This is a genomic window from Brevundimonas sp. (genome assembly GCF_032017145.1).
Classification (GTDB): domain Bacteria; phylum Pseudomonadota; class Alphaproteobacteria; order Caulobacterales; family Caulobacteraceae; genus Brevundimonas.
Genome location: NZ_DALZQC010000007.1, coordinates 37,219 through 56,163, shown reverse-complemented (window position 1 = coordinate 56,163; position 18,945 = coordinate 37,219). Strand labels below are relative to the sequence as shown.

The 18,945-nt window shown below is 64.0% G+C and carries 19 protein-coding genes, 1 pseudogene and 1 other annotated feature; of the genes and pseudogenes, 15 read left to right on the top strand and 5 right to left on the bottom strand.

What is annotated here, in order from left to right:
- Nucleotides 1-710 precede the first annotated feature (710 nt).
- Nucleotides 711-761, top strand: a sequence feature (sul1 is cis-regulatory element that is thought to sense ions involved in sulfur or methionine metabolism; They are found in Alphaproteobacteria).
- 48 nt (nt 762-809) lie between these two features.
- The 9 genes and pseudogenes from RTU05_RS02435 (at nt 810) to RTU05_RS02400 (ending at nt 6,526) form a co-directional block, all read left to right on the top strand.
- Entirely contained in the window at nt 810-2,294 is a 1,485-nt protein-coding gene (locus tag RTU05_RS02435; RefSeq protein ID WP_291535263.1) for a SulP family inorganic anion transporter, read from the top strand.
- Nucleotides 2,294-2,872: a hypothetical protein gene (locus RTU05_RS02430; RefSeq protein ID WP_291535265.1), complete on the top strand. Its 579-nt coding sequence runs from the start codon at nt 2,294-2,296 to the stop codon at nt 2,870-2,872. Before RTU05_RS02435 ends, RTU05_RS02430 begins: the two co-directional genes overlap by 1 nt.
- 172 nt (nt 2,873-3,044) lie before the next feature.
- On the top strand, nt 3,045-3,380 hold the full coding sequence (locus RTU05_RS02425) for a helix-turn-helix transcriptional regulator (protein WP_291535266.1): 336 nt from the start codon (nt 3,045-3,047) through the stop codon (nt 3,378-3,380).
- A 6-nt stretch (nt 3,381-3,386) separates the two neighbouring features.
- Nucleotides 3,387-3,809 carry an arsenate reductase (glutaredoxin) gene (arsC, locus tag RTU05_RS02420; RefSeq protein WP_291535267.1) on the top strand — a complete coding sequence of 141 codons (423 nt, stop codon included), beginning with the start codon at nt 3,387-3,389 and terminating at the stop codon, nt 3,807-3,809.
- Nucleotides 3,809-4,897, top strand: coding sequence for an ACR3 family arsenite efflux transporter (arsB, locus tag RTU05_RS02415; protein ID WP_291535268.1), 1,089 nt, complete (start codon nt 3,809-3,811; stop codon nt 4,895-4,897). The genes arsC and arsB overlap by 1 nt, the downstream gene beginning before the upstream one ends.
- A complete protein-coding gene (gene arsH / locus RTU05_RS02410) occupies nt 4,897-5,655 on the top strand; it encodes an arsenical resistance protein ArsH (RefSeq protein WP_291535269.1) in 759 nt (252 codons plus the stop codon). The genes arsB and arsH overlap by 1 nt, the downstream gene beginning before the upstream one ends.
- 66 nt (nt 5,656-5,721) lie before the next feature.
- Nucleotides 5,722-6,018: pseudogene (locus RTU05_RS18265) on the top strand (FAD-dependent oxidoreductase); the annotation flags it as partial.
- Nucleotides 5,930-6,226: an NAD(P)-binding domain-containing protein gene (locus tag RTU05_RS02405; protein WP_312595367.1), complete on the top strand. Its 297-nt coding sequence runs from the start codon at nt 5,930-5,932 to the stop codon at nt 6,224-6,226. The pseudogene RTU05_RS18265 and the gene RTU05_RS02405, both read left to right, overlap by 89 nt.
- A gap of 42 nt (nt 6,227-6,268) precedes the next feature.
- On the top strand, nt 6,269-6,526 hold the full coding sequence (locus RTU05_RS02400) for a hypothetical protein (protein WP_291535270.1): 258 nt from the start codon (nt 6,269-6,271) through the stop codon (nt 6,524-6,526).
- A 458-nt stretch (nt 6,527-6,984) separates the two neighbouring features.
- On the opposite strand, the gene RTU05_RS02395 is transcribed toward RTU05_RS02400, so the two are convergent.
- The gene (locus tag RTU05_RS02395) at nt 6,985-7,314 is read right to left on the bottom strand and encodes a hypothetical protein (RefSeq protein WP_291535271.1); all 330 of its coding nucleotides are present in this window, start codon (nt 7,312-7,314) and stop codon (nt 6,985-6,987) included.
- On the bottom strand, nt 7,311-8,312 hold the full coding sequence (locus RTU05_RS02390) for a class 1 fructose-bisphosphatase (RefSeq protein ID WP_291535272.1): 1,002 nt from the start codon (nt 8,310-8,312) through the stop codon (nt 7,311-7,313). The genes RTU05_RS02395 and RTU05_RS02390 overlap by 4 nt, the downstream gene beginning before the upstream one ends.
- Before the next feature lie 561 nt (nt 8,313-8,873).
- Here RTU05_RS02390 and RTU05_RS02385 point away from each other — a divergent pair.
- The 6 genes from RTU05_RS02385 to RTU05_RS02360 are packed head-to-tail and all read left to right on the top strand — an operon-like array spanning nt 8,874 to nt 14,820.
- Complete coding sequence (locus tag RTU05_RS02385; RefSeq protein WP_291535401.1) at nt 8,874-11,732, top strand: monovalent cation/H+ antiporter subunit A; 2,859 nt, start codon at nt 8,874-8,876, stop codon at nt 11,730-11,732.
- A 5-nt stretch (nt 11,733-11,737) separates the two neighbouring features.
- Nucleotides 11,738-12,079, top strand: a complete 342-nt coding sequence (locus tag RTU05_RS02380) for a Na+/H+ antiporter subunit C (protein ID WP_409411586.1) — start codon at nt 11,738-11,740, stop codon at nt 12,077-12,079.
- On the top strand, nt 12,076-13,617 hold the full coding sequence (locus RTU05_RS02375) for a monovalent cation/H+ antiporter subunit D (RefSeq protein WP_291535276.1): 1,542 nt from the start codon (nt 12,076-12,078) through the stop codon (nt 13,615-13,617). The genes RTU05_RS02380 and RTU05_RS02375 overlap by 4 nt, the downstream gene beginning before the upstream one ends.
- The gene (locus RTU05_RS02370; RefSeq protein WP_291535277.1) at nt 13,614-14,105 is read left to right on the top strand and encodes a Na+/H+ antiporter subunit E; all 492 of its coding nucleotides are present in this window, start codon (nt 13,614-13,616) and stop codon (nt 14,103-14,105) included. The genes RTU05_RS02375 and RTU05_RS02370 overlap by 4 nt, the downstream gene beginning before the upstream one ends.
- On the top strand, nt 14,102-14,383 hold the full coding sequence (locus RTU05_RS02365; protein ID WP_291535279.1) for a K+/H+ antiporter subunit F: 282 nt from the start codon (nt 14,102-14,104) through the stop codon (nt 14,381-14,383). Before RTU05_RS02370 ends, RTU05_RS02365 begins: the two co-directional genes overlap by 4 nt.
- Nucleotides 14,380-14,820 (top strand): Na+/H+ antiporter subunit G, encoded by a 441-nt coding sequence (locus RTU05_RS02360; RefSeq protein ID WP_291535280.1) that lies wholly within the window; start codon nt 14,380-14,382, stop codon nt 14,818-14,820. The genes RTU05_RS02365 and RTU05_RS02360 overlap by 4 nt, the downstream gene beginning before the upstream one ends.
- Before the next feature lie 41 nt (nt 14,821-14,861).
- On the opposite strand, the gene RTU05_RS02355 is transcribed toward RTU05_RS02360, so the two are convergent.
- From RTU05_RS02355 to trkA, 3 genes are all read right to left on the bottom strand, one after another.
- Complete coding sequence (locus tag RTU05_RS02355; RefSeq protein ID WP_291535281.1) at nt 14,862-15,821, bottom strand: glutathione S-transferase family protein; 960 nt, start codon at nt 15,819-15,821, stop codon at nt 14,862-14,864.
- A 237-nt stretch (nt 15,822-16,058) separates the two neighbouring features.
- A complete protein-coding gene (locus RTU05_RS02350; protein ID WP_291535283.1) occupies nt 16,059-17,549 on the bottom strand; it encodes a TrkH family potassium uptake protein in 1,491 nt (496 codons plus the stop codon).
- Nucleotides 17,549-18,934, bottom strand: coding sequence for a Trk system potassium transporter TrkA (gene trkA / locus RTU05_RS02345; protein WP_291535285.1), 1,386 nt, complete (start codon nt 18,932-18,934; stop codon nt 17,549-17,551). The genes RTU05_RS02350 and trkA overlap by 1 nt, the downstream gene beginning before the upstream one ends.
- Nucleotides 18,935-18,945: the final 11 nt, after the last annotated feature.

Sequence of the window (18,945 nt, the reverse complement as noted above, 5' to 3'; positions counted from 1 at the left end):
AATCAGCGCGGCGGCCTCATGCCAATTGCCGGAGGCCGCCTTTTTCAACGAAATCCGCCAGAAGCGGATCTTAAGAACGCTCGAAAGGTCGAGCCTCTCTGCCGCCCTCTACCACCGTAGGGCTACAGGATCGCCCCGTTCGAACCCGACCGCTAATGTCGCCCTGTGATCAACGAAAACCTCTCGCCAGAGCCGCTCCCGCATGCCCGCCGCCCCTCACTCCCACTCGATGGTTCGATTGCTCAGAAGGCGCTGATTTATCAGCGCCTTTTTAGCGTGCTCACGCTCATGCCGTCAGCATTACCGTCGTCGAAGGGCGACTTATGAAAACAAAGAGGAATTTGCCCGAGATAAAATTCGAGTGATGTCGCTGTCTATCGATAGACGCATGACAATACCGGTTCTTTTAGGCGCAGCCCTCGTGATCCAGCACCGCCTCAAATCACTAAGATGAATACCGACTCCTAGCCAATCCTTACGAGACGATACCGTCATCTCAACGCTCGGCCAATATCATCAATGCACCAGAACCTGTCATTCACTGACGACCCGAAACACGACCTTCAGAGAAGGAGCCAAGGGCTGTTTTTCGGCGTTTAATCTAGGGCTAGCTCCACTCTTCGCGAAGATCATCAGGTTGTATGCTGGCGCAACCGAAGCGCAGAGCCGGTTGCCTTCCACAACGATTTGCTGCATCTGCGCAGTCGTCATCAGGACCCGGAGACGGGTGGCTACCCCGGGCGCCGATCCCTCGGGAAACGAGAACGAAGCATCGCCGCGCGCGAGCCGTTCAACCGACAGACTGATAAATGACCCTCATATCTTCGGCGCGCCAGCAGTGGCTCGCCAACCCACGTCGCGATCTACTCGCAGGCACCGTCGTGGCTTTGGCGCTGATTCCGGAAGCCATCGCCTTCTCCATCATCGCCGGCGTGGATCCCGCCGTTGGCCTCTACGCCAGCTTTGTGATCGCCGTGACCATCGCCTTCGTGGGCGGACGTCCGGCGATGATCTCGGCCGCCACGGGTGCCATGGCGCTCCTGATGGTCACCCTCGTCCGGGACCACGGACTGGAATATTTGTTCGCCGCCTCGCTGCTTTGCGGCTTGTTCCAGATCATCGTCGGCCTGTTCAAGCTGGGCCGCTACATAAAGTTCGTATCGCGCAGCGTCATGACCGGCTTCGTCAACTCGCTGGCCATCCTGATCTTCCTGGCCCAGATGCCCGAACTGATAGGGTCCAACTGGCAGACCTTCGCCCTTGTCGGCGCGGCCCTGGTGATCATTTACGGACTGCCGCGCCTGACCAATGTCGTGCCCTCGCCTATTGTCGCCATCGTGCTGCTGAGCGGGTTCGTCATCTGGACCGGGCTCGACGTCCGCACCGTGGGCGACATGGGCCAGATGCCATCGACGCTACCGATATTCCATATCCCCTCCGTGCCCCTGACCTGGGAGACGCTGATGATCATCGCCCCGATCTCAGCCACTCTAGCCTTCGTCGGGCTGCTGGAAAGCCTGCTGACGGCCAACCTGATCGACGACATCACTGACACTCCGTCCGACAAGGACCGGGAGACGCGCGGTCAGGGCATCGCCAACATCGCCTCATCCCTGTTCGGCGGCATGGCCGGCTGCGCCATGATCGGCCAGTCGATCATCAACGTGACCTCGGGCGCGCGGGGGCGGCTTTCGACCCTGTGGGCCGGCCTATTCCTGCTGTTCCTGATCCTTGTGCTTCAGGACTGGGTCGCCCGGATTCCCATGGCGGCGCTGGTGGCGGTGATGATCATGGTTTCGGTCGGGACCTTCGACTGGGGTTCGGTGCTGAAGCTGAGATCGACTCCGATCCAGTCGTCGATCGTTATGATCGCTACGACGGCAACGGTGGTGGTCACCCACGACCTGTCCAAGGGCGTCGTTCTGGGCGTCATCCTCTCCGCCGTCTTCTTCATGCGGAAGGTCGGCAAGACCGTCGTCGTCCAAGAGATCGAGACCGAACAGGACGGTGTGCTGCGCTACCGGGTGACCGGTCAGCTCTTCTTCGCCTCGGCTGACTTTTTCGCAGCAGCCTTCGAACACCACGGCCATCCGACCCGGGTTGAGATCGATATGACCGACGCGCACCTTTGGGACCTCACGGGTGTCGCTGCGGTCGACAAGGTGGTCTTCCGCTACCGCCGCCAAGGGGCGCAGGTCGATCTCATCGGGATGAACGAAGCAGGGCGGACGTTGATCGACCGCGTCGGCAAACACGACAAGGACCATCTTCCCTCCGGTTCGGCAGCCCACTGATGACCGCGATCAGCGAGACCTCCACAAGGCGCTTTCAGGCTCTGATCGCAACGATTTCTGAGCTCGCGAAGACCGTTCGACCTGACAGCCACGTTGCGCTGGCCGATCGCAGTAGTCCCACCGTCGTTCAACGGCTGGACCTCGACACGGGAACCTTGAGCGGGGGAGAAGCGACTTACGACGTGGTCATTCTGGACAGCGAAGCGTCACGACGCCTGTCGACCGCTGACGTCGCCGATCTGTTTCAGCGCCTCAGCGCAGAGGGGGTGATCGCCATACACCTCCGACCTTCGCTCATGCCGGTGCTGCGGAAGCTCTTTCGGCGACGCAGCGACGATGTCGGTCAAGACCCCTTTCTTCGCGGTCTGCCTCGATCTGAAGCGGCCCTCCTCGCGTCTCGACTGTGTGTGCGGCAACTGAAGGTCCATGCCCGCCCCAGGCACGTCGAGCGCTGGGTGATCGGGAGCGCCGCGCCGCTCGTTGACACTCGTTATCGAGATCAGATTGGCAGGGTTGCTACGGATTATCTGAGAGCCGTCGGCCCCATCATCGGCGGGGGGCACATTCCGAGCATTTGATACCGAGGTCCACATACCACCCTGAGCGGTCACGGAGACTCCGCCCAGAACACGACATTCCGTGTGCTGAAGTCCGCTTTCAGGCGCGATGCCTTTATCGCAAAATCGACCCAAAGGAGACTTTTCGAAGACGCAGATTGTCACGCTTCGATTATTCCCGTAATAACGAAAGATGGACAACGAGCTCGCTGTCAGATGCTTCTCAGCTCTGGGTCATCCCCGGCGGTTGGAGGTTCTCCGGTTGCTGATCAGACACGCTCCCGACGGCCTTAGAGCCGGGAGCATCGCGCAGGAGTTCGGACAGCCCGCCAGCACCATGTCGTCCCATCTTCGCATATTGTCGGATGCGGGTCTGGTGTCGTCCCAGCGCAAAGGCCGAGAAATCTACTTCGCCCCAGACATTGATCGTCTCAGAGATCTGGTCTTGTTCCTCGTAGCCGATTGCTGCGGCGGCGAGGCGGTCAAGTGCGGGCCCTTGCTGGCCGAACTCCTGCCCTGCTGCCCCTGAGCCCCCATGGACATCGTCATCTATCACAACCCCGCTTGCGGGACCTCGCGCAACACCCTGGCCCTGATCCGTCACGCCGGGATCGAGCCGCACGTCATCGAATATCTGAAGACTGCGCCATCGCGGGCGATGGTCGCTGAGTTGGCGGCGCGGACGGGTCAATCGCTTCGGACGCTGCTACGCGAGAAGGGAACCCCATATGCGGACCTCGGCCTCGGCAACGACGCGATCACCGACGAACAACTCCTTGACGCCATAGAAGCGCACCCGATCCTGCTGAACCGGCCCCTCGTGGTCTCACCGCTCGGCGTCCGTCTGTGTCGTCCGTCAGAGGCAGTGCTGGACCTTCTCCCTGCTGAGGGGCTCAAGCCCTCCATCAAGGAAGACGGAGAGGTCGTCATCGACCAGACAGGGCGAAGGGTCCGCTGATGGTTGATACCCCCGTCGCCTATGACAACGAGCCGCGTCGGCTGTCCTTCCTGGACCGTTGGCTGACGCTCTGGATCTTCGTGGCCATGGGGCTGGGGGTGCTGCTGGGCACCGTGGTTCCCGGCCTGCCCGGGTGGCTGGACAGTCTGTCGGTGGGATCGTCAAACATCCCCATCGCCATCGGGCTGATCCTGATGATGTATCCGCCGCTGGCGAAGGTGAAATACGAGGAACTGCCGCGCGTTTTCGCCGACAAGCGGGTGCTGGCGCTGTCGCTGTTCCAGAACTGGGTCCTCGGCCCGGTGCTGATGTTCGCGCTGGCCGTGATTTTCCTCCGCGACCAACCGGAATACATGACCGGCGTGATCCTGATCGGGCTGGCCCGGTGCATCGCCATGGTGCTGGTCTGGAACCAGCTTGCGAGAGGTGACAACCAGTATGTCGCGGGGCTGGTGGCCTTCAACTCCATCTTCCAGATCGTCTTCTTCAGCGCTTACGCGTGGTTTTTTCTGTCCTTCCTGCCGCCGGTGCTGAGGCTGCAAGGCAGCGTCGTCGACGTCAGTTTTTGGACCATCGCGGGGGCCGTCCTGGTTTATCTCGGCTTGCCCTTCCTCGGCGGGTTCCTCACGCGCCGCGTGCTGATCGCGCGCAAGGGGGCCGACTGGTATGAGCGCCGCTTCCTGCCGCGCATCGGCGCAATCACCCTAATCGCCCTGCTGTTCACCATCGTCGCCATGTTCAGCCTGAAGGGCGGGGACGTGGTGGACCTGCCGCTCGACGCGCTGCGCATCGCGATCCCTCTGACCATCTACTTCCTCGTCATGTTCGTGGTCAGCTTCCTGATGGGTAGGCTGATCGACGCCGACTACCCGCGCACCACCGCGCTGGCGTTCACTGCCGCCTCGAACAACTTTGAACTCGCCATAGCCGTGGCGATTGCAGCTTTCGGACTGGCCTCGCCGGTCGCGTTTGCAGCTGTCATCGGACCGCTTGTCGAGGTGCCGGTGCTGATCCTGCTGGTGTCTGTCGCCCTGTGGCTGGGTCGCCGGTTCTTCCCTGCGACGGCTCCGACGAAGGATGTGTGCTGATGGATCGCTTGCGCGTGTTAACTGACCCGGACGATCTGCCCGCCCTAGACCCCGACCATCTCTCAAGGACACCGGCGTCCGCCCTTGGTCTGAGCCATCGTCCGCCCCGCATCCTGCTCCTCTACGGATCGCTGCGTCAGCGTTCCTACTCCCGGCTTTGCGTCGAGGAAGCAGCGCGCTTGCTCAAGTTCATGGGCTGCGACATCCGCATCTTCGACCCCTCGGACCTGCCCCTGCCCGGCTCCCCCGGTGACGAAGATCATCCGGCGGTCAAGGAGCTACGAGAACATGCCTTCTGGTCGGAGGGCATGGTCTGGTGCAGCCCGGAACGGCACGGGCAGGTCTCAGGCCTAATGAAGCTGCAGATCGATCACCTGCCGCTGAGCATCGGCGGCGTGCGACCCACGCAAGGTCGGACATTGGCGGTCATGCAGGTGTCTGGTGGCTCGCAGAGCTTCAACGCGGTGAATACCCTGCGTCTGCTAGGCCGGTGGATGCGGATGATTACAATCCCGAACCAGTCCAGCGTCGCAAAGGCGTATCAGGAGTTTGACGATAGCGGGCGTATGAGGCCGTCCAGCTACTATGACCGGATCGTCGACGTGATGGAGGAGCTTGTCCGGTTCACCGTGCTGACGCGGCCCTACGCCGCTGAACTAGTCGACAGGTATTCCGAGCGGAAATCTGCGGCAGCCACAATCGATCTGCGCACCGACCTTTCGGCGATTGCGATACGGCCAACGGCGCCGTCGCCGTAGCCAACATGATGCGGTCGCACATTCAGGTGTGGTCGTCACTGAGGCCTCACGGGACGGACACATCAAATGACGAACGATCCGAACGCCGACCTGGATGTCATCGTCATCGGAGGCGGACAGGCCGGTCCGGCGACCGCCTACTATCTGCGCCGCGCGGGCCTTCGGTATGAAGTGCTGGACGCTGGCGAGAAGCCTGGGGGAGCCTTGAAACCACGGATGGGATTCGCTCCAGCTCTTTTCGCCCAGTGGCTGGAGTTTGCTTCCATGCTGGCCGATGCCTCCCAAGCCTGGCGTCGACTTTCCCACGCGCGACGACGTCATCGAATATCTGAGCGCCTACGAGCCACGGTATCAGTTGCGGTCGAACGCCCCGTCAAGGCTTGCCGTCAATGCGATAGATGGGGGCCTGGAGGTCGTCACAGACCGTGGGCCGCGCAGGTCGAAAATGGTCGTCAGCGCCACCGGGACGTGGAGCCATCCCCTCATCCCCGAGTATCCCGGGCGGACGCAGTTCGCGGGCCTGCAGACCCACTCGGCGCAGTATCGTTCGCCAGAAGTGTCCACCGGCTAACGGGTCCTAGTCGTCGGGGGTGGAAACTCCGGCGCCCAGATCATGGCTTACGTTTCTCTGGTGGCCGATGCGACCTGGGTGACGACCACCGAGCCGCTGTTCCTGCCCGCCGATGCGGACGGTCGCGTCCTGTTCCAACGCGCCACCGACCGCTGGAAAGCGCAACTGGAGGGTCGCGCCGTCGAAGCTCCGATTGGCGGTCTTGGCGACATCGTCGCCATTCCCGGCGTGCGGGCCGCGCGGGCACGAGGCGTCCTCAGAGCAGACGCCCGTTTACGGCCATGCATGCGCTCGGAGTGACGTGGTTCGACGGGGCGACAGAAACCATAGACGCGATCATCTGGTGCACCGACTTTCGCCCCGCCCTGGACCATCTCGCCGTCCTCAGCGTCGTAGAAGCGGATGGACGGGTTGCGGCGGAAGGCAAACGATCGATCCAGCAACCTACGTCTCTGGCTCATCGGCTACGGCGACTGGAGGGGTGCGGCGTCGGCGACCATCGTGGGAGTTACCCGCACCGCCAGAGAGATGCGTATCCAGCAGGATATTCGAGCGCTGTAGGTGGGTCTTACATTGGCGATGCTGAGCTTGGGGCGTCTAAAGCTACTGTGCGCAAACGTCTGCTTTTCCACCCCTAGCAGACCCTCGCCCTGTCCGTTCTTGAGCCGAGGCCGCAATGTCGGGCCCCATCTATCGAGGCCAGCGTAGGCGTTTCAACTGTGGGGTCTTCTGGTGCGTCCCGCTGCTGACCACTGTCCTCAGTCCATAGCCCAAATGCTCCAACTTGTGGGGCTGACACGATGCCGTCCAAAGTTCCGATGCATAGCGACGCCGCGCTTCTGGCCAGCTGTAGTCATGACTGTGCCGCTTGTAGCCCGGTGGCATTCCGCGCAGATCGGAACATCTGGCGTCACCGCGTGCTGCTGCGCGACGCGATAAATAACGGGAAACAGTGCTTGTGTGGGTTCCACATCGTGCGCCGAAGCGGGATCGCCGCAATATAGGCAGACACCGGTTCTCAGGCATTTCAACAGCCACTCTTCATAGCGCGCGCGTCCCTCGGCGAAAGTTCGCGGCAGCGCGGTCATTGCTGGGCTCCGAAGAAAGCCTCGAAGGCTGTGACGTCCTCCGTCGAACCCAAGGCGACCGAGACCCGCTGATGGAGCGTCGAGGGTTCAATCGCGGTGATCGCCGTCCGACCATCCGTTGATCGCCCTCCCGCTTGTTCAATCAGCCAACCAGCAGGCGAGCACTCATACAAGAGCCGTAGCTTGCCATTAGCGTGTCCCGGCCTGCGGTCTGCGGGATAGATAAAGATGCCTCCTCGAATAAGGATGCGGTGAACATCTGCCACCATCGCGCCGCTCCAGCGCATGTTCCGATCTGCTCCCAACGGTCCTGACGCACCAGCTTCGCAGGCATCGACATAGGAGCGGACACCAGGCTCCCAGTGCCTGCGATTTGCTGCGTTGATAGCGTATTCATTGCTTCGTTGCGGAACCCTCATCTCTGCATGGGAGCGTCGCCACACACCTTCTAGGCGGTCCAGGGTGAATCCCACCACGCCCGAGCCCCGACTAAAAACCAGTAGCGTCTGAGCCCCATACAGCGCGTAACCGGCGGCCACCTGCCGGATACCGGGTTGCAGAAACTCCTGCTCCTGCACGGGTCCGCCAACGTGTTCCTTGGATCGTGGCAGGATGGAAAAGATTGATCCGACTGGTGCGGAAATTTCGATGTTGCTTGAGCCATCCAGGGGGTCGAACACCAGCAGATAAGGAGAGTCCGTGCGGTCTTTTCGTGCCCAGTGGACATCCATTTCCTCGGACGCGAGGCCCGCGAATGCGGTGGATTCTCCGCAGCCAAGCAGGAAGAGGTCGTTCGCAATGACGTCCAACGCCTTCTGGGTTTCGCCTTGGATATTTGATTGGTCGAGGGCACCCATGTGTCCCGTGAACGATGCCATCTCAATCCGCCGGTCAATTTCGCGACAGGCTGCGGCCACGCTCAACAAACCTTCGCGAAGCCGTGTGGGCAGGCCGTCGAGCTTGTCGAGATAAGTTTTGAGGGTTGCAGTGTCAGACAAGTGGAATCCTGCATGGAGAACGGCTGGGTTTGCAAGCCGAGTTAGATGCTCTCCTCATCAGCTTCCCGACATAACCTCATCAAACCTGTTTCGTTCAGGTCTGGACGATGTCGGCTACCCGCCCCAACGAGACATCGGGGAAATTGCTTCTCCGCCAATAGTCCTCGGACCGACGACCTGCCTAACACGCAGCCTCGCTCCAGCCAAAGCCCCTTCAGAAACCCGCGCCGAACTGAACCCGCGCGGATGGCAAACTGGATCTCTCGATCGTGGGCAGCGGCGCCGGATAGGCGTCGAACCCAGCTTCGCATCGGGATGAAATCCGTCACCGTATCGCGTACCGCGCCCAAACTCATCGAGCAGGCGGCGGGTCTTTGCATCAATCTGGGTGTCAGGCCGGATCATTGCTCATAGGTGTTGTCGGACACGAGAACGGTTCATTTATAAGGTTCTCAGAGTGGCCAGCCCTCCAACGGATCGGCTAAGGTCGTTGCGACGCCCATTCATCGCCTGCTTTCCACCACGATCTAAGCCGCCACGAGAGGGCAATCCTTGCTGTTTGTGCTTGCCCTGTTGCCTCTGATCGGCGCCCTCGCACCGGCCCTGGCCATTCGCGCGGGTCGCAATGCCAGCGCCGTGGCGGCCGGGACGGTCACGCTGGCGGCGCTGGTGATCCTCGGCTCGCTCGCCCCGGCCGTGCTGGCGGGCGAGGTGGTGCAGGTCCGGATCGATTGGATTCCGCTGCTGGGGCTGAACCTCACCCTGTTCCTCGACGCGCTCGGCCTGATGTTCGCGGGGATGATCCTGGGTATCGGCCTGCTGGTCATCGTCTACGCCCGGTTCTACCTGGCCAAGGCCGATCCGATGGGGCGGTTCTTCGTCTATCTGCTGCTGTTCCAGGGGGCGATGATGGGCATCGTCCTGTCGGACAACGTCCTGCTGCTGCTGATCTTCTGGGAGCTGACCAGTCTGTCGTCCTTCCTGCTGATCGGCTTCTGGCGGCATCTGCCCGAAGGTCGTCAAGGGGCGCGGATGGCGCTGGCGGTCACGGGCGCGGGCGGGCTGTCGCTGATCGGCGGGCTGCTGATCCTGGGCAACATCGCCGGCTCCTACGATCTGACCGTCATCTTGCAGAACCGCGAGGCGATCCAGGCCTCGCCCCTGTACCTCCCAGCTCTGCTGCTGATCCTCGGCGGCTGCTTCACCAAATCGGCCCAGTTCCCGTTCCATTTCTGGCTGCCCCACGCCATGGCCGCCCCGACGCCGGTCAGCGCCTATCTGCATTCCGCCACCATGGTGAAGGCCGGCATCTTCATGCTGGCGCGGCTGTGGCCGGTCCTGTCGGGCACGGATGAATGGTTCTACCTGGTGGCGACGACGGGTCTCGTGACCATGGTGTTCGCCGCCGTCGTGGCCCTGTTCAAGGACGACCTGAAGGGACTGCTGGCCTATTCGACCATCAGCCACCTGGGCTTCCTGACCATGCTGTTCGGCTTCGGCACGCCGATGGCGGCGGTGGTGGGGGTGTTCCACATCCTCAACCACGCCACGTTCAAGGCCGCCCTGTTCATGAACGCAGGCATCGTTGACCATGAGGCGGGCACGCGCGACATCAAGCGGCTGGGCGGTCTGGCGACCCTGATGCCGATCGCCGCCACCCTGGCGGTCGTCGCCGCCCTGTCAATGGCGGGCATCCCGCCGCTGAACGGCTTCATCTCCAAGGAGATGATGCTGGAGGAGGCCTCCCATACCGTTTGGTGGAGCCAGCCCTGGTTGGTGCCGGCCCTGGCGACCCTTGGGGCGACCTTCTCGGTGGCCTATTCGTTCCGCTATATCGTCCATGTCTATTTCGGGAAGACACGCACCGACTATCCGAAGACGCCGCATGATCCGGGCATCGGCCTGTGGGGCCCGCCCGCCGTTCTGGTCGGCCTGGTCGTCGCCATTGGCCTTTTCCCCGCCGTCGTCGCCGGGCCGCTGGTCGAGGCGGTTTCGCGGGCCGTCATCGGGGGCGACACCCCCTACTACTCCCTGTCGCTCTGGCATGGGGTGACCCCCGCCCTGTTCATGAGCGTCGCGGCCATCGGGCTGGGGCTGGTGATCCTCAGCGCGCATCGACCGATCGCCGCCGTCTGGCATCGTCTGGTGCTGCCCGATGCCAAGGCCCTGTTCGATCGGGGGCTCGGTGCGGCAAGCCGGGCGGCGACGGCCTTCACCGACCGCACCCAGAACGGGTCGCTGGAACGCTACATCGCCATGTTCATCGGCGCAGCCCTCGTGGTCGGGTTCGCGAGCTTTTCCGGTTTCGAGTTCGTCGCCGGCGACCGGCCGACGACTCCGGCCTCGCCGATGGCGATCATCGCCTGGGGCGCCCTGATCACGGCGACGGTTCTGGTGCTGCTCCATCACCGCGCGCGCTACCTGTCGCTGATCTATATCGGCATCGTCGGGCTGGTGATCTCGCTGGGCTTCGTGCACCTGTCCGCGCCGGACTTGGCCCTGACGCAGATCTCGGTCGAGGTCGTCACCATCCTGCTCATGCTGCTGGCGCTGAACCTGCTGCCCAAGACCAGCCCGCGCGAGAGCGGCCTGCCGCGTCGCCTGCGCGACGGCGGACTGGCCGTGCTGTCAGGTCTGGGGGTGGGCGGCGCGGCCTGGGCCGTCATGACCCGGCCCCTGGACAGCATCTCCGCCTATTTCTGGGAGAACGCCTATTCGGGCGGGGGCGGCACCAATGTCGTCAACGTCATCCTGGTCGATTTCCGGGGCTTCGACACCTTCGGCGAGATCATCGTCCTGGGCATCGCCGCCCTGGCCATCTTCGCCCTGCTGGAAACCGTAGGGACGGGGGCCAGTGGACGCCGGATCCTGGCCTGGGCGCCCGACACCCCGCGCTCGCCCGAGCACCACCCGATGATGCTGGTGGTCGCCACTCGCCTGCTGCTGCCTCTGGCCGTGATGGTGGGCCTGTACATCTTCCTGCGCGGCCACAACCAGCCGGGCGGCGGCTTCATCGCGGGCCTGGTCATCTCCATCGCCATCCTGATGCAGTACATGGCCTCCGGCTATCAGTTCGCGGCCCAGCGGCTGCGCGCGGACCACCACACCCTGATCGGCCTGGGCGTGCTGATCGCGGCCGCGACCGGCCTGGGCTCGCTGCTGTTCGGGGCCCCCTTCATGACCACCGCCTTCGACTATTTCAGCCTGCCCGTGATCGGCGCGTTCGAGCTCGCCACTGCCATGCTGTTCGACATCGGCGTGGCGCTGACGGTCATCGGCGCGGTGATCCTGGCCTTGGCCCAGCTGTCGCAGGTCGCCCAAAGCGCGGAGAAGCAGGGGCCCCTGCCCGCCGATGCGGCGATGGACATCGACCCGTCCCGCGCGACGCCGCACCCTGCCTCGACGGAGGCGGACCAATGATCAGCCTGGAGTTCCTGATCGCCTCGGCCATCGCCGTCCTGACGGCGGCGGGCGTCTATCTGGTCCTGCGGCGACGGACCTTCCCCGTCGTGCTCGGCCTGGCCTTCCTGTCCTATGCGATCAACGTGTTCCTGTTCGCCATGGGGCGGCTGGTGATCGACCGGCCGCCGCTCTACGACAAGGCGGCGGACAGCTACACCGATCCCCTGCCCCAGGCCCTCGTCCTGACCGCCATCGTCATCGCCTTCGGCATGACGGCCTTCGTCGTCGTCCTGGCCCTGCGTAGCTTCCTGGAGACGGGCGTCGACCGCGTCGATGGCCGCCCGGATGCGGAGGGCGACCAATGAACCTGATCGTCTCCTGGTGGGTGGTCGCCAGCCTCCTCCTGCCCGCCGTCGTGGGCGCCGCGATGGTCCTGCTGCTGCGCCATCGCCTGACCCTGTCGCGACTGGCCTCCATCGGATCCTGCCTGATCCTGATTGTCGTGGCCGCCGTGCTGGTGCACCAGGCGAGTGGCGGCACGGTCCAGAGCTATGCCCTGGGCAACTGGCGCGCACCCTTCGGCATCGTCCTGGTGCTCGACCGCCTGTCGGCGATGATGCTGCTGCTAACCGCGGTCCTGGCCCTGATTGTCATGGTCTATGCCATCAGCACCGGTACGGACCGCAAGGGGTGGCATTTCCACCCCCTGTTCCAGTTCCAGCTTCTTGGCCTGAACGGGGCCTTCCTGACGGGCGACCTGTTCAACCTGTTCGTCTTCTTCGAGGTCCTGCTGATCGCCTCCTACGGCCTGATGCTGCACGGCCAGGGCGGGCAGAGGCTGAAGGCGGGGGTCCATTATGTGATCATCAACCTGGTCGGATCCACCCTGTTCCTCGTCGCCGTCGGCCTGCTGTACGGGGTCACGGGCACGCTCAACATGGCCGATATGGCGGTGCGGGTGGCTGCGGCGCCGGCGGGGGATCAGGGACTGATCGCCGCCGCCGGCCTGCTGCTGACGACGGTTTTCGCGCTGAAGGCCGCGCTGGTGCCGCTGCATTTCTGGCTGCCCGGCACCTATGCGGCGACGACGGGGGCGGTTGCGGCCCTGTTCGCCATCATGACCAAGGTCGGGGCCTATTCCATCATCCGCACCAGCACGCTGATCTTCGGCGAGGACGCGGGCGGACTGGCGTTCCTCGTCGGCCCCTGGCTGCTGCCGGCCGCGCTCGTGACCATCGTCATCGGGTTCCTGGGGATGTTCGCGGCGCGCGGCCTGCGCGATCTGGCCGCCTGGGCCGTAGTCGGCTCGATGGGAACGGCGCTGTGCGCCGTCTCGGTCTTCACCGTCCAGGCCATGGGGCCGGCGCTCTACTACCTCCTGCATTCAACCCTGGCGGGGGCGGCGCTGTTCCTGATCGTCGACCTGATCGCGCAGCGACGCGCCCAGCACGGCGACTCCCTCACCCTGGCCCCCCGCTTCCGCCAGATCGAGATCCTGTCGGGCCTGTTCTTCCTGGCCGCCATCGCCGCCGTCGGCCTGCCGCCGCTGTCGGGCTTCGTGGGCAAGCTGCTGGTGCTGGACGGCGTGCGGGCCGCGCCGCAGGCCGCCTGGATCTGGGGCGTGATCCTGATCACCACCGTTCTCGGCGTGGTGGCCTTCGCCCGGGCTGGCAGCCTGATCTTCTGGAAGAGCGCGGCGGTCGAGGGCGAGATCGAGCTGCGGACCCTGCGCGGCACGCGCGGGGGCGTAGGGGCGGCCGCCGCCCTGTTGCTGACGCTCGCCGGTCTGACGGTGGTGGCGGGGCCGGTGACCCGCTATACTGCGGCCGCTGCGGCGCAGCTGTTCGCGCCGGCGCAGTATATCGAGGCCGTCCTGGGTCCCCAGTCCGGAGGTCGCCGATGATCCGCCGCCTCTTCCCTCATCCCGGCCTGAGCGCGATGCTCGTCGTGGTCTGGATGTTGCTGGTCAACGCCTTCACCTTCGGGGCCCTGTTCCTGGCCCTGGTGTTCGGGGTGCTGGTGCCGCTGTCCATCAGCCGTTTCTGGCCTGATCAGCCTAAGGTGCGTTTCGGCCGCGCCCTGATCGGTTACATCGGCATCGTCCTGTTCGACATCGTCATCGCCAATTTCCACGTCGCCTGGGTCATCCTGACGCGACGCAACCGCGACCTGCGCGCCCAGTGGCTGGTGATCCCGCTTGAGCTGCGCTCGCCGGAGGCGATCACGACGCTGGCGGCCACCATCAGTCTGACCCCCGGCACGGTCTCCAGCGACATCTCCGGCTGCGGCCGTTTTCTGTTGGTTCATGCCCTGGACGTGTCCGATCCGGAGGCGGAGGTCACCCGCATGAAACGCCGCTATGAGGATCGTCTGTTGAAGGTGTTCATATGACCGGAACCCTCCTGCCCATGGCGCTGGGCTTCGCCTTCTTCTGCGTCAGCCTGTCGATCCTGCTGAACCTGTTCCGGCTGTGGCGAGGACCGCTGTCGGCGGACCGGATCCTGGCGGTCGACACCCTGACGATCAACGCCATCGCCCTGATCGTGTTGTTCGGCATCGCCTATGCGACCTCGGCTTATTTCGAGGCGGCGCTGCTGCTGGCCATGGTCGGGTTCGTGGGCACCGTCGCCTACTGCAAATTCCTGCTGCGCGGGGACATCGTCGAATGAACCTGTTCGCCGAAATCGCGATCTCGCTGCTGCTGGTGGTCGGCGGGGCCTTCACCCTGGTCGGGTCCTGGGGCCTGGCCAAGCTGCCCTCGGTCATGACCCGGCTGCATGGACCGACCAAGGCCACCACCCTGGGCGTCGGGGCGTGCCTGATCGCCTCCATGATCTATTTCCCGGCCCGGGGCGGGGACTTTTCGGCGCACGAACTGCTGATCGCCCTTTTCCTGTTCCTGACCGCCCCCGTGTCGGCCAATATGATCGCCAAGGCGCACATCCACCGCCAGGGCCGCGGCGTCGACCCCAATCCCAGCGATCACATCATCAACGGCCTTCCGTCGCCTCCCGGGGATTCGGACTGGGCCACTTTCGTCGGCGCGGACAGGGCGGCCCACAAGGCGGCGACTGAGACGATCGAGACGCCGCCGCCCAGGCCCTAGGCGGTACTCGCGCGAAGGCGGGCGACACGTCTTCTGGACTGTCAGCGACGACCCCACGCAGGGATCGGTCCGGCCGGGACGATCCCTGACGGGTTGAGATCCAGATGGCTGGCGTAATAGTGCGTCTTGATCGGTGCAAAGTGGACCGTGCCGGCGATCGCCGGGATGTCCATCATGCGCTGGAGAAACGCCGACAGAGCGGGGTAGTCCGCGATCCGCCGCAGGTTGCATTTGAAGTGAGTGGAATAGACGGCGTCGAACCGGATCAGGGTGGTGAAGAGACGGATATCGGCCTCGGTCATTCGGTCCCCAACCAGCCATTCTGAAGTGTTCAGGCGCGCTTCCAGCTCATCGAGGGCATCGAACAGCGGAAACACGGCGGACTCATACGCCAGCTGCGTCGTCGCGAACCCCGCCTTGTAGACACCGTTGTTTACGGCCTCGTAGACCCTCGCGTTCACCTGATCGATCTCATCAATCAGGTCCGGGGGGGAGAGATCCAAACTCGTGGCGCCGAGATCGTCGAAGGCCCGGTTGAAGATGCGGATGATCTCTGACGATTCATTGTTGACGATCCTGCTGTCCTTCCGGTCCCAGAGGACGGGAACGGTCACCTTGCCGGAATAGTCGGGGCGCGCCTTGGCATAGAGCTGCCAGAGGAAGTCGAGACCGTTTTCCAGATCGCCGGTGGCATCTTCCCCCGCCTGGAACGTCCATCCGTCGTCACGCATCAGGGGATGGACCACGGAAACCGGGAGCAGCGGTTCAAGCTGTTTGAGCGCGCGGACGATCAGGGTGCGATGGGCCCAGGGACAGGCATGGCTGACATAGAGGTGGAAACGGCCGACTTCGGCGCAGACTGCCGGCTGGCCATCAGGACCCGGCTCGCCTTTCGCCGTGATCCAGTCGCGAAATCCGCTGTCCTGGCGCTTGAAGTCGCCGCCCTTGCTGGCTTCGGTGGCCTCTCCCGCGCGCCACCGTCCATCGATCATCTGTCCCATAGGCGCTCCTTACTTGGATTGCTCTGAACGAGCCCAAGCTGCGGTTGATCCCTAGTGGAGCTGTCGTGTCGCAGCGCCGATCGTCTCACCCGCGACAAACGGTCACCATGGCCGCTAGCCGTCAGGCGGCGCCCTCAACGTCCATGAGCGACCGAGTCCCACACTTGCATGTCTCCGCGACGATCCGTTCCTGTCTGTGGCGGATGGCTGTACTGCGGCGGCCGGCAACCTCGTGGCTCAGCGCTTCCAGAACCGAGGAAAGAAGAGAACCAGGATGGTGAAAAGTTCCAGCCGCCCGAGCAGCATGCCAAACGACAGAAGCCACTTCGCCTCTGCCGGCAGAGGCGCAAAGGTGCCGGCCGGGCCGATGATGGTCCCCAGACCCGGCCCGACATTAGAGAGCGCCGTCGCGGCGCCGCTGGCGCTGGTGAGGAAGTCCAGCCCGATCGCCATGAGGGCGATAGTGAGGACCGCGTAGGAGACGAAGAAGACGGAAACGAAGGCGACGACCGATCCCACGACATCATCGGCGAGGGGCCGTCCGGCATAGGAGCGCGGAAACACTCCTCTAGGATGTATCAAACGATCGAAATGGTCCTTCAGCATCACCGCCATGACCTCGAAACGGAAGATCTTGATGCCGCCTGAGGTCGATCCCGTGCACCCGCCAACGAACATCAGCCCGAAGAACAGGCCCACGGCAGCGTTGCCCCAGAGCTGGTAATCCGTTGTCGCATACCCGGTGGTGGTGACCACGGAGACCACGTTGAAGGCGGCATGCCGGAACGCCGCCTCGAGGCCGAACTGGCCCGAGGCCGCCAGCCACCCGCCGAGGCCGGCGGTCACGGCGGCAACGACGATCAGCAGCGTCCGAACCTGACGATCGAAGAAGGCTCTACGATCTCCGGCAATGAAACGCACATACAGGACGAAAGGGACGGCCCCCGCCAGCATGAAGAGCGCCCCGAACCACTGGATGCCGTTCTCGCTCCAGGCGCCGAAAGATCGGTCGGACGTCGAGAACCCGCCGGTGGCGATGGATGTCAGGGCATGGGCCAGAGCGTCGAACGGACCCATCCCGAGGACCCAGTAGACAAGGAAGGCGACTACCGTCAGCCCGAGATAGACGAGACTGAGCGTCGCCGCGATTTGCTTGACGCGCGGCATGGCCTTCTCGGAGCGATCGGAAGACTCTGTACGGAATAGCTGCATGCCCCCGATTCCAAGCGTGGGCAGAATGGCGATGGCGGTTGCGATGATGCCGATGCCACCCATCCATTGGAGCAACGCCCGCCAGAGGAGCAGGCCGGGAGGCGCGCGCTCCAGATCCGAGATGACAGTGGCGCCCGTGGTCGTGATGCCGGAGACGGCCTCGAACACAGCGTCAGGCAGGCTGCCGCTGACACTGCCAAAGTCCGACAGGAAAAATGGCGCGGCGCTGACGGTGGCGACGCTGAACCATGTCAGGGGGGTGAGCAGAAAGGCCTGGCGAACGGTCAGGCCTGCCCGCAGGGCGCCCCGGCTTGAGACCGTGGCGGCGGCGCCGATGACCGCGGCGACGCCTGCAGACCAGGCGAACGCCGTCCAGTCGGCGTTTCCGTAAGCCAGGTCGACGATCAGGGGAAACAGCATCATCCCGGCTGTCGCCAGCAGAACCAGGCCGATGACGTGGACCACCGGAGCCAGGCCCCAGAAAGACTCCGACTTCACCGGTCGTGTGCCGGCCATCACCGCTTGCGTCCCTGCTCGGCCCCGAGCCAGGCCTCCGCCAGTCGGAGATAGCTGTAAGTGACAAGGGCGATCACCTGATCGCCTTCCTGCAGTTGGGTGTCGTCGTTCGGCACGAAGGCGACGCCGTCTCGGACGACCGCGCCGATCCGCATCCCGGGCGGCAGGCCCAGCATTCCCAACGGCGCGCGCAGCAGCCTCGACGCCGCGGTGATATCAGCCTCAATAACCTCCCCGAAATCCTCGCGAAGCGTGTAGAGGGCCGTAATCGACCCCCTGCGCACATGCCGCAGCACCGACGAGATTGTGACGGCGCTGGGGCTCACCACGGCGTCGATGCCGAGAGTGGGGATCAGGCCCTCGTAGGTGCGTTTGTTGACGAGGGTGATAGCGCGCCTACAGCCAGCCTGTTTGGCCAGGACCGACACGAAGATGTTCGTTTCGTCATCATTAGTGACCGCGACGACGGTCTCGGCCCGGCCGACTTGAGCCTCGTCCAGGAGGTCGCGATCCAGGGCATCCCCCTGCAAGACAATGATACCCGAGCCGAGTTCGCGCGCCACGGCTTCGGCCCGGGCTTTGTTCTGTTCGATCAGGGTGATCGAGATGCGGCGCGATGCGCGCCGCAGCTTCTGAGCCAGGTGAACACCCACATTGCCCGCGCCGACGATCACGATCTGCCTGGCGATCTTGTCCCGATGGCCAAAGAGCGCCATCACCTCGCTTACGCGCGCCGTGGGGGCGATGACATAGACGTCGTCTCCGATCTGCAGGCGATCATCGCGGTCGGGGACGAAGGACCGGCCGTCCCTCATGATGGCTACGATGGACATGGGTTGGCTGGCCTCGCCATCCTGCCAGTCGGCCAGACGCCGGTCGAGGATCGCGCAGCCCCCCGTGTCCACATGGATGCCCAGCAACTCGACCCGGTTGCCCGCCATGGGGACCATGTCGAAGGCGCCAGGCGCGCGCAGGCGGTGACTGATCCCTTCGGCGACCTGGATTTCGGGAGAGATGATGACGTCGATCGGCAGGTGTTCGGCGGCGTAGAGGCCGGCCTTGTCCTGGGCGAGGTATCCGGCGTGGCGTAGACGGGCGATCCGGCGTTTGACGCCGAAGAGGGAATAGGCGACCTGGCAGGCGACCATGTTGACTTCGTCGGACTGAGTGACGGCGATCAGCATGTCGGCGTCGCGCGCGCCGGCGTTAGCCAAGACGTGGGGATGAGAGGCGTGCCCCACGACGCCCCGGACATCATAGCTCTCATCCACACGCCTGATCTGGTCCTCATCCAGATCGATGACCGTGACGTTCATACCTTCGGTCGACAGGTGCCGAGCAATCGTCGTGCCGACTTGGCCCGCGCCGCAGACAATGACCTTCATGAGTGCCTCTG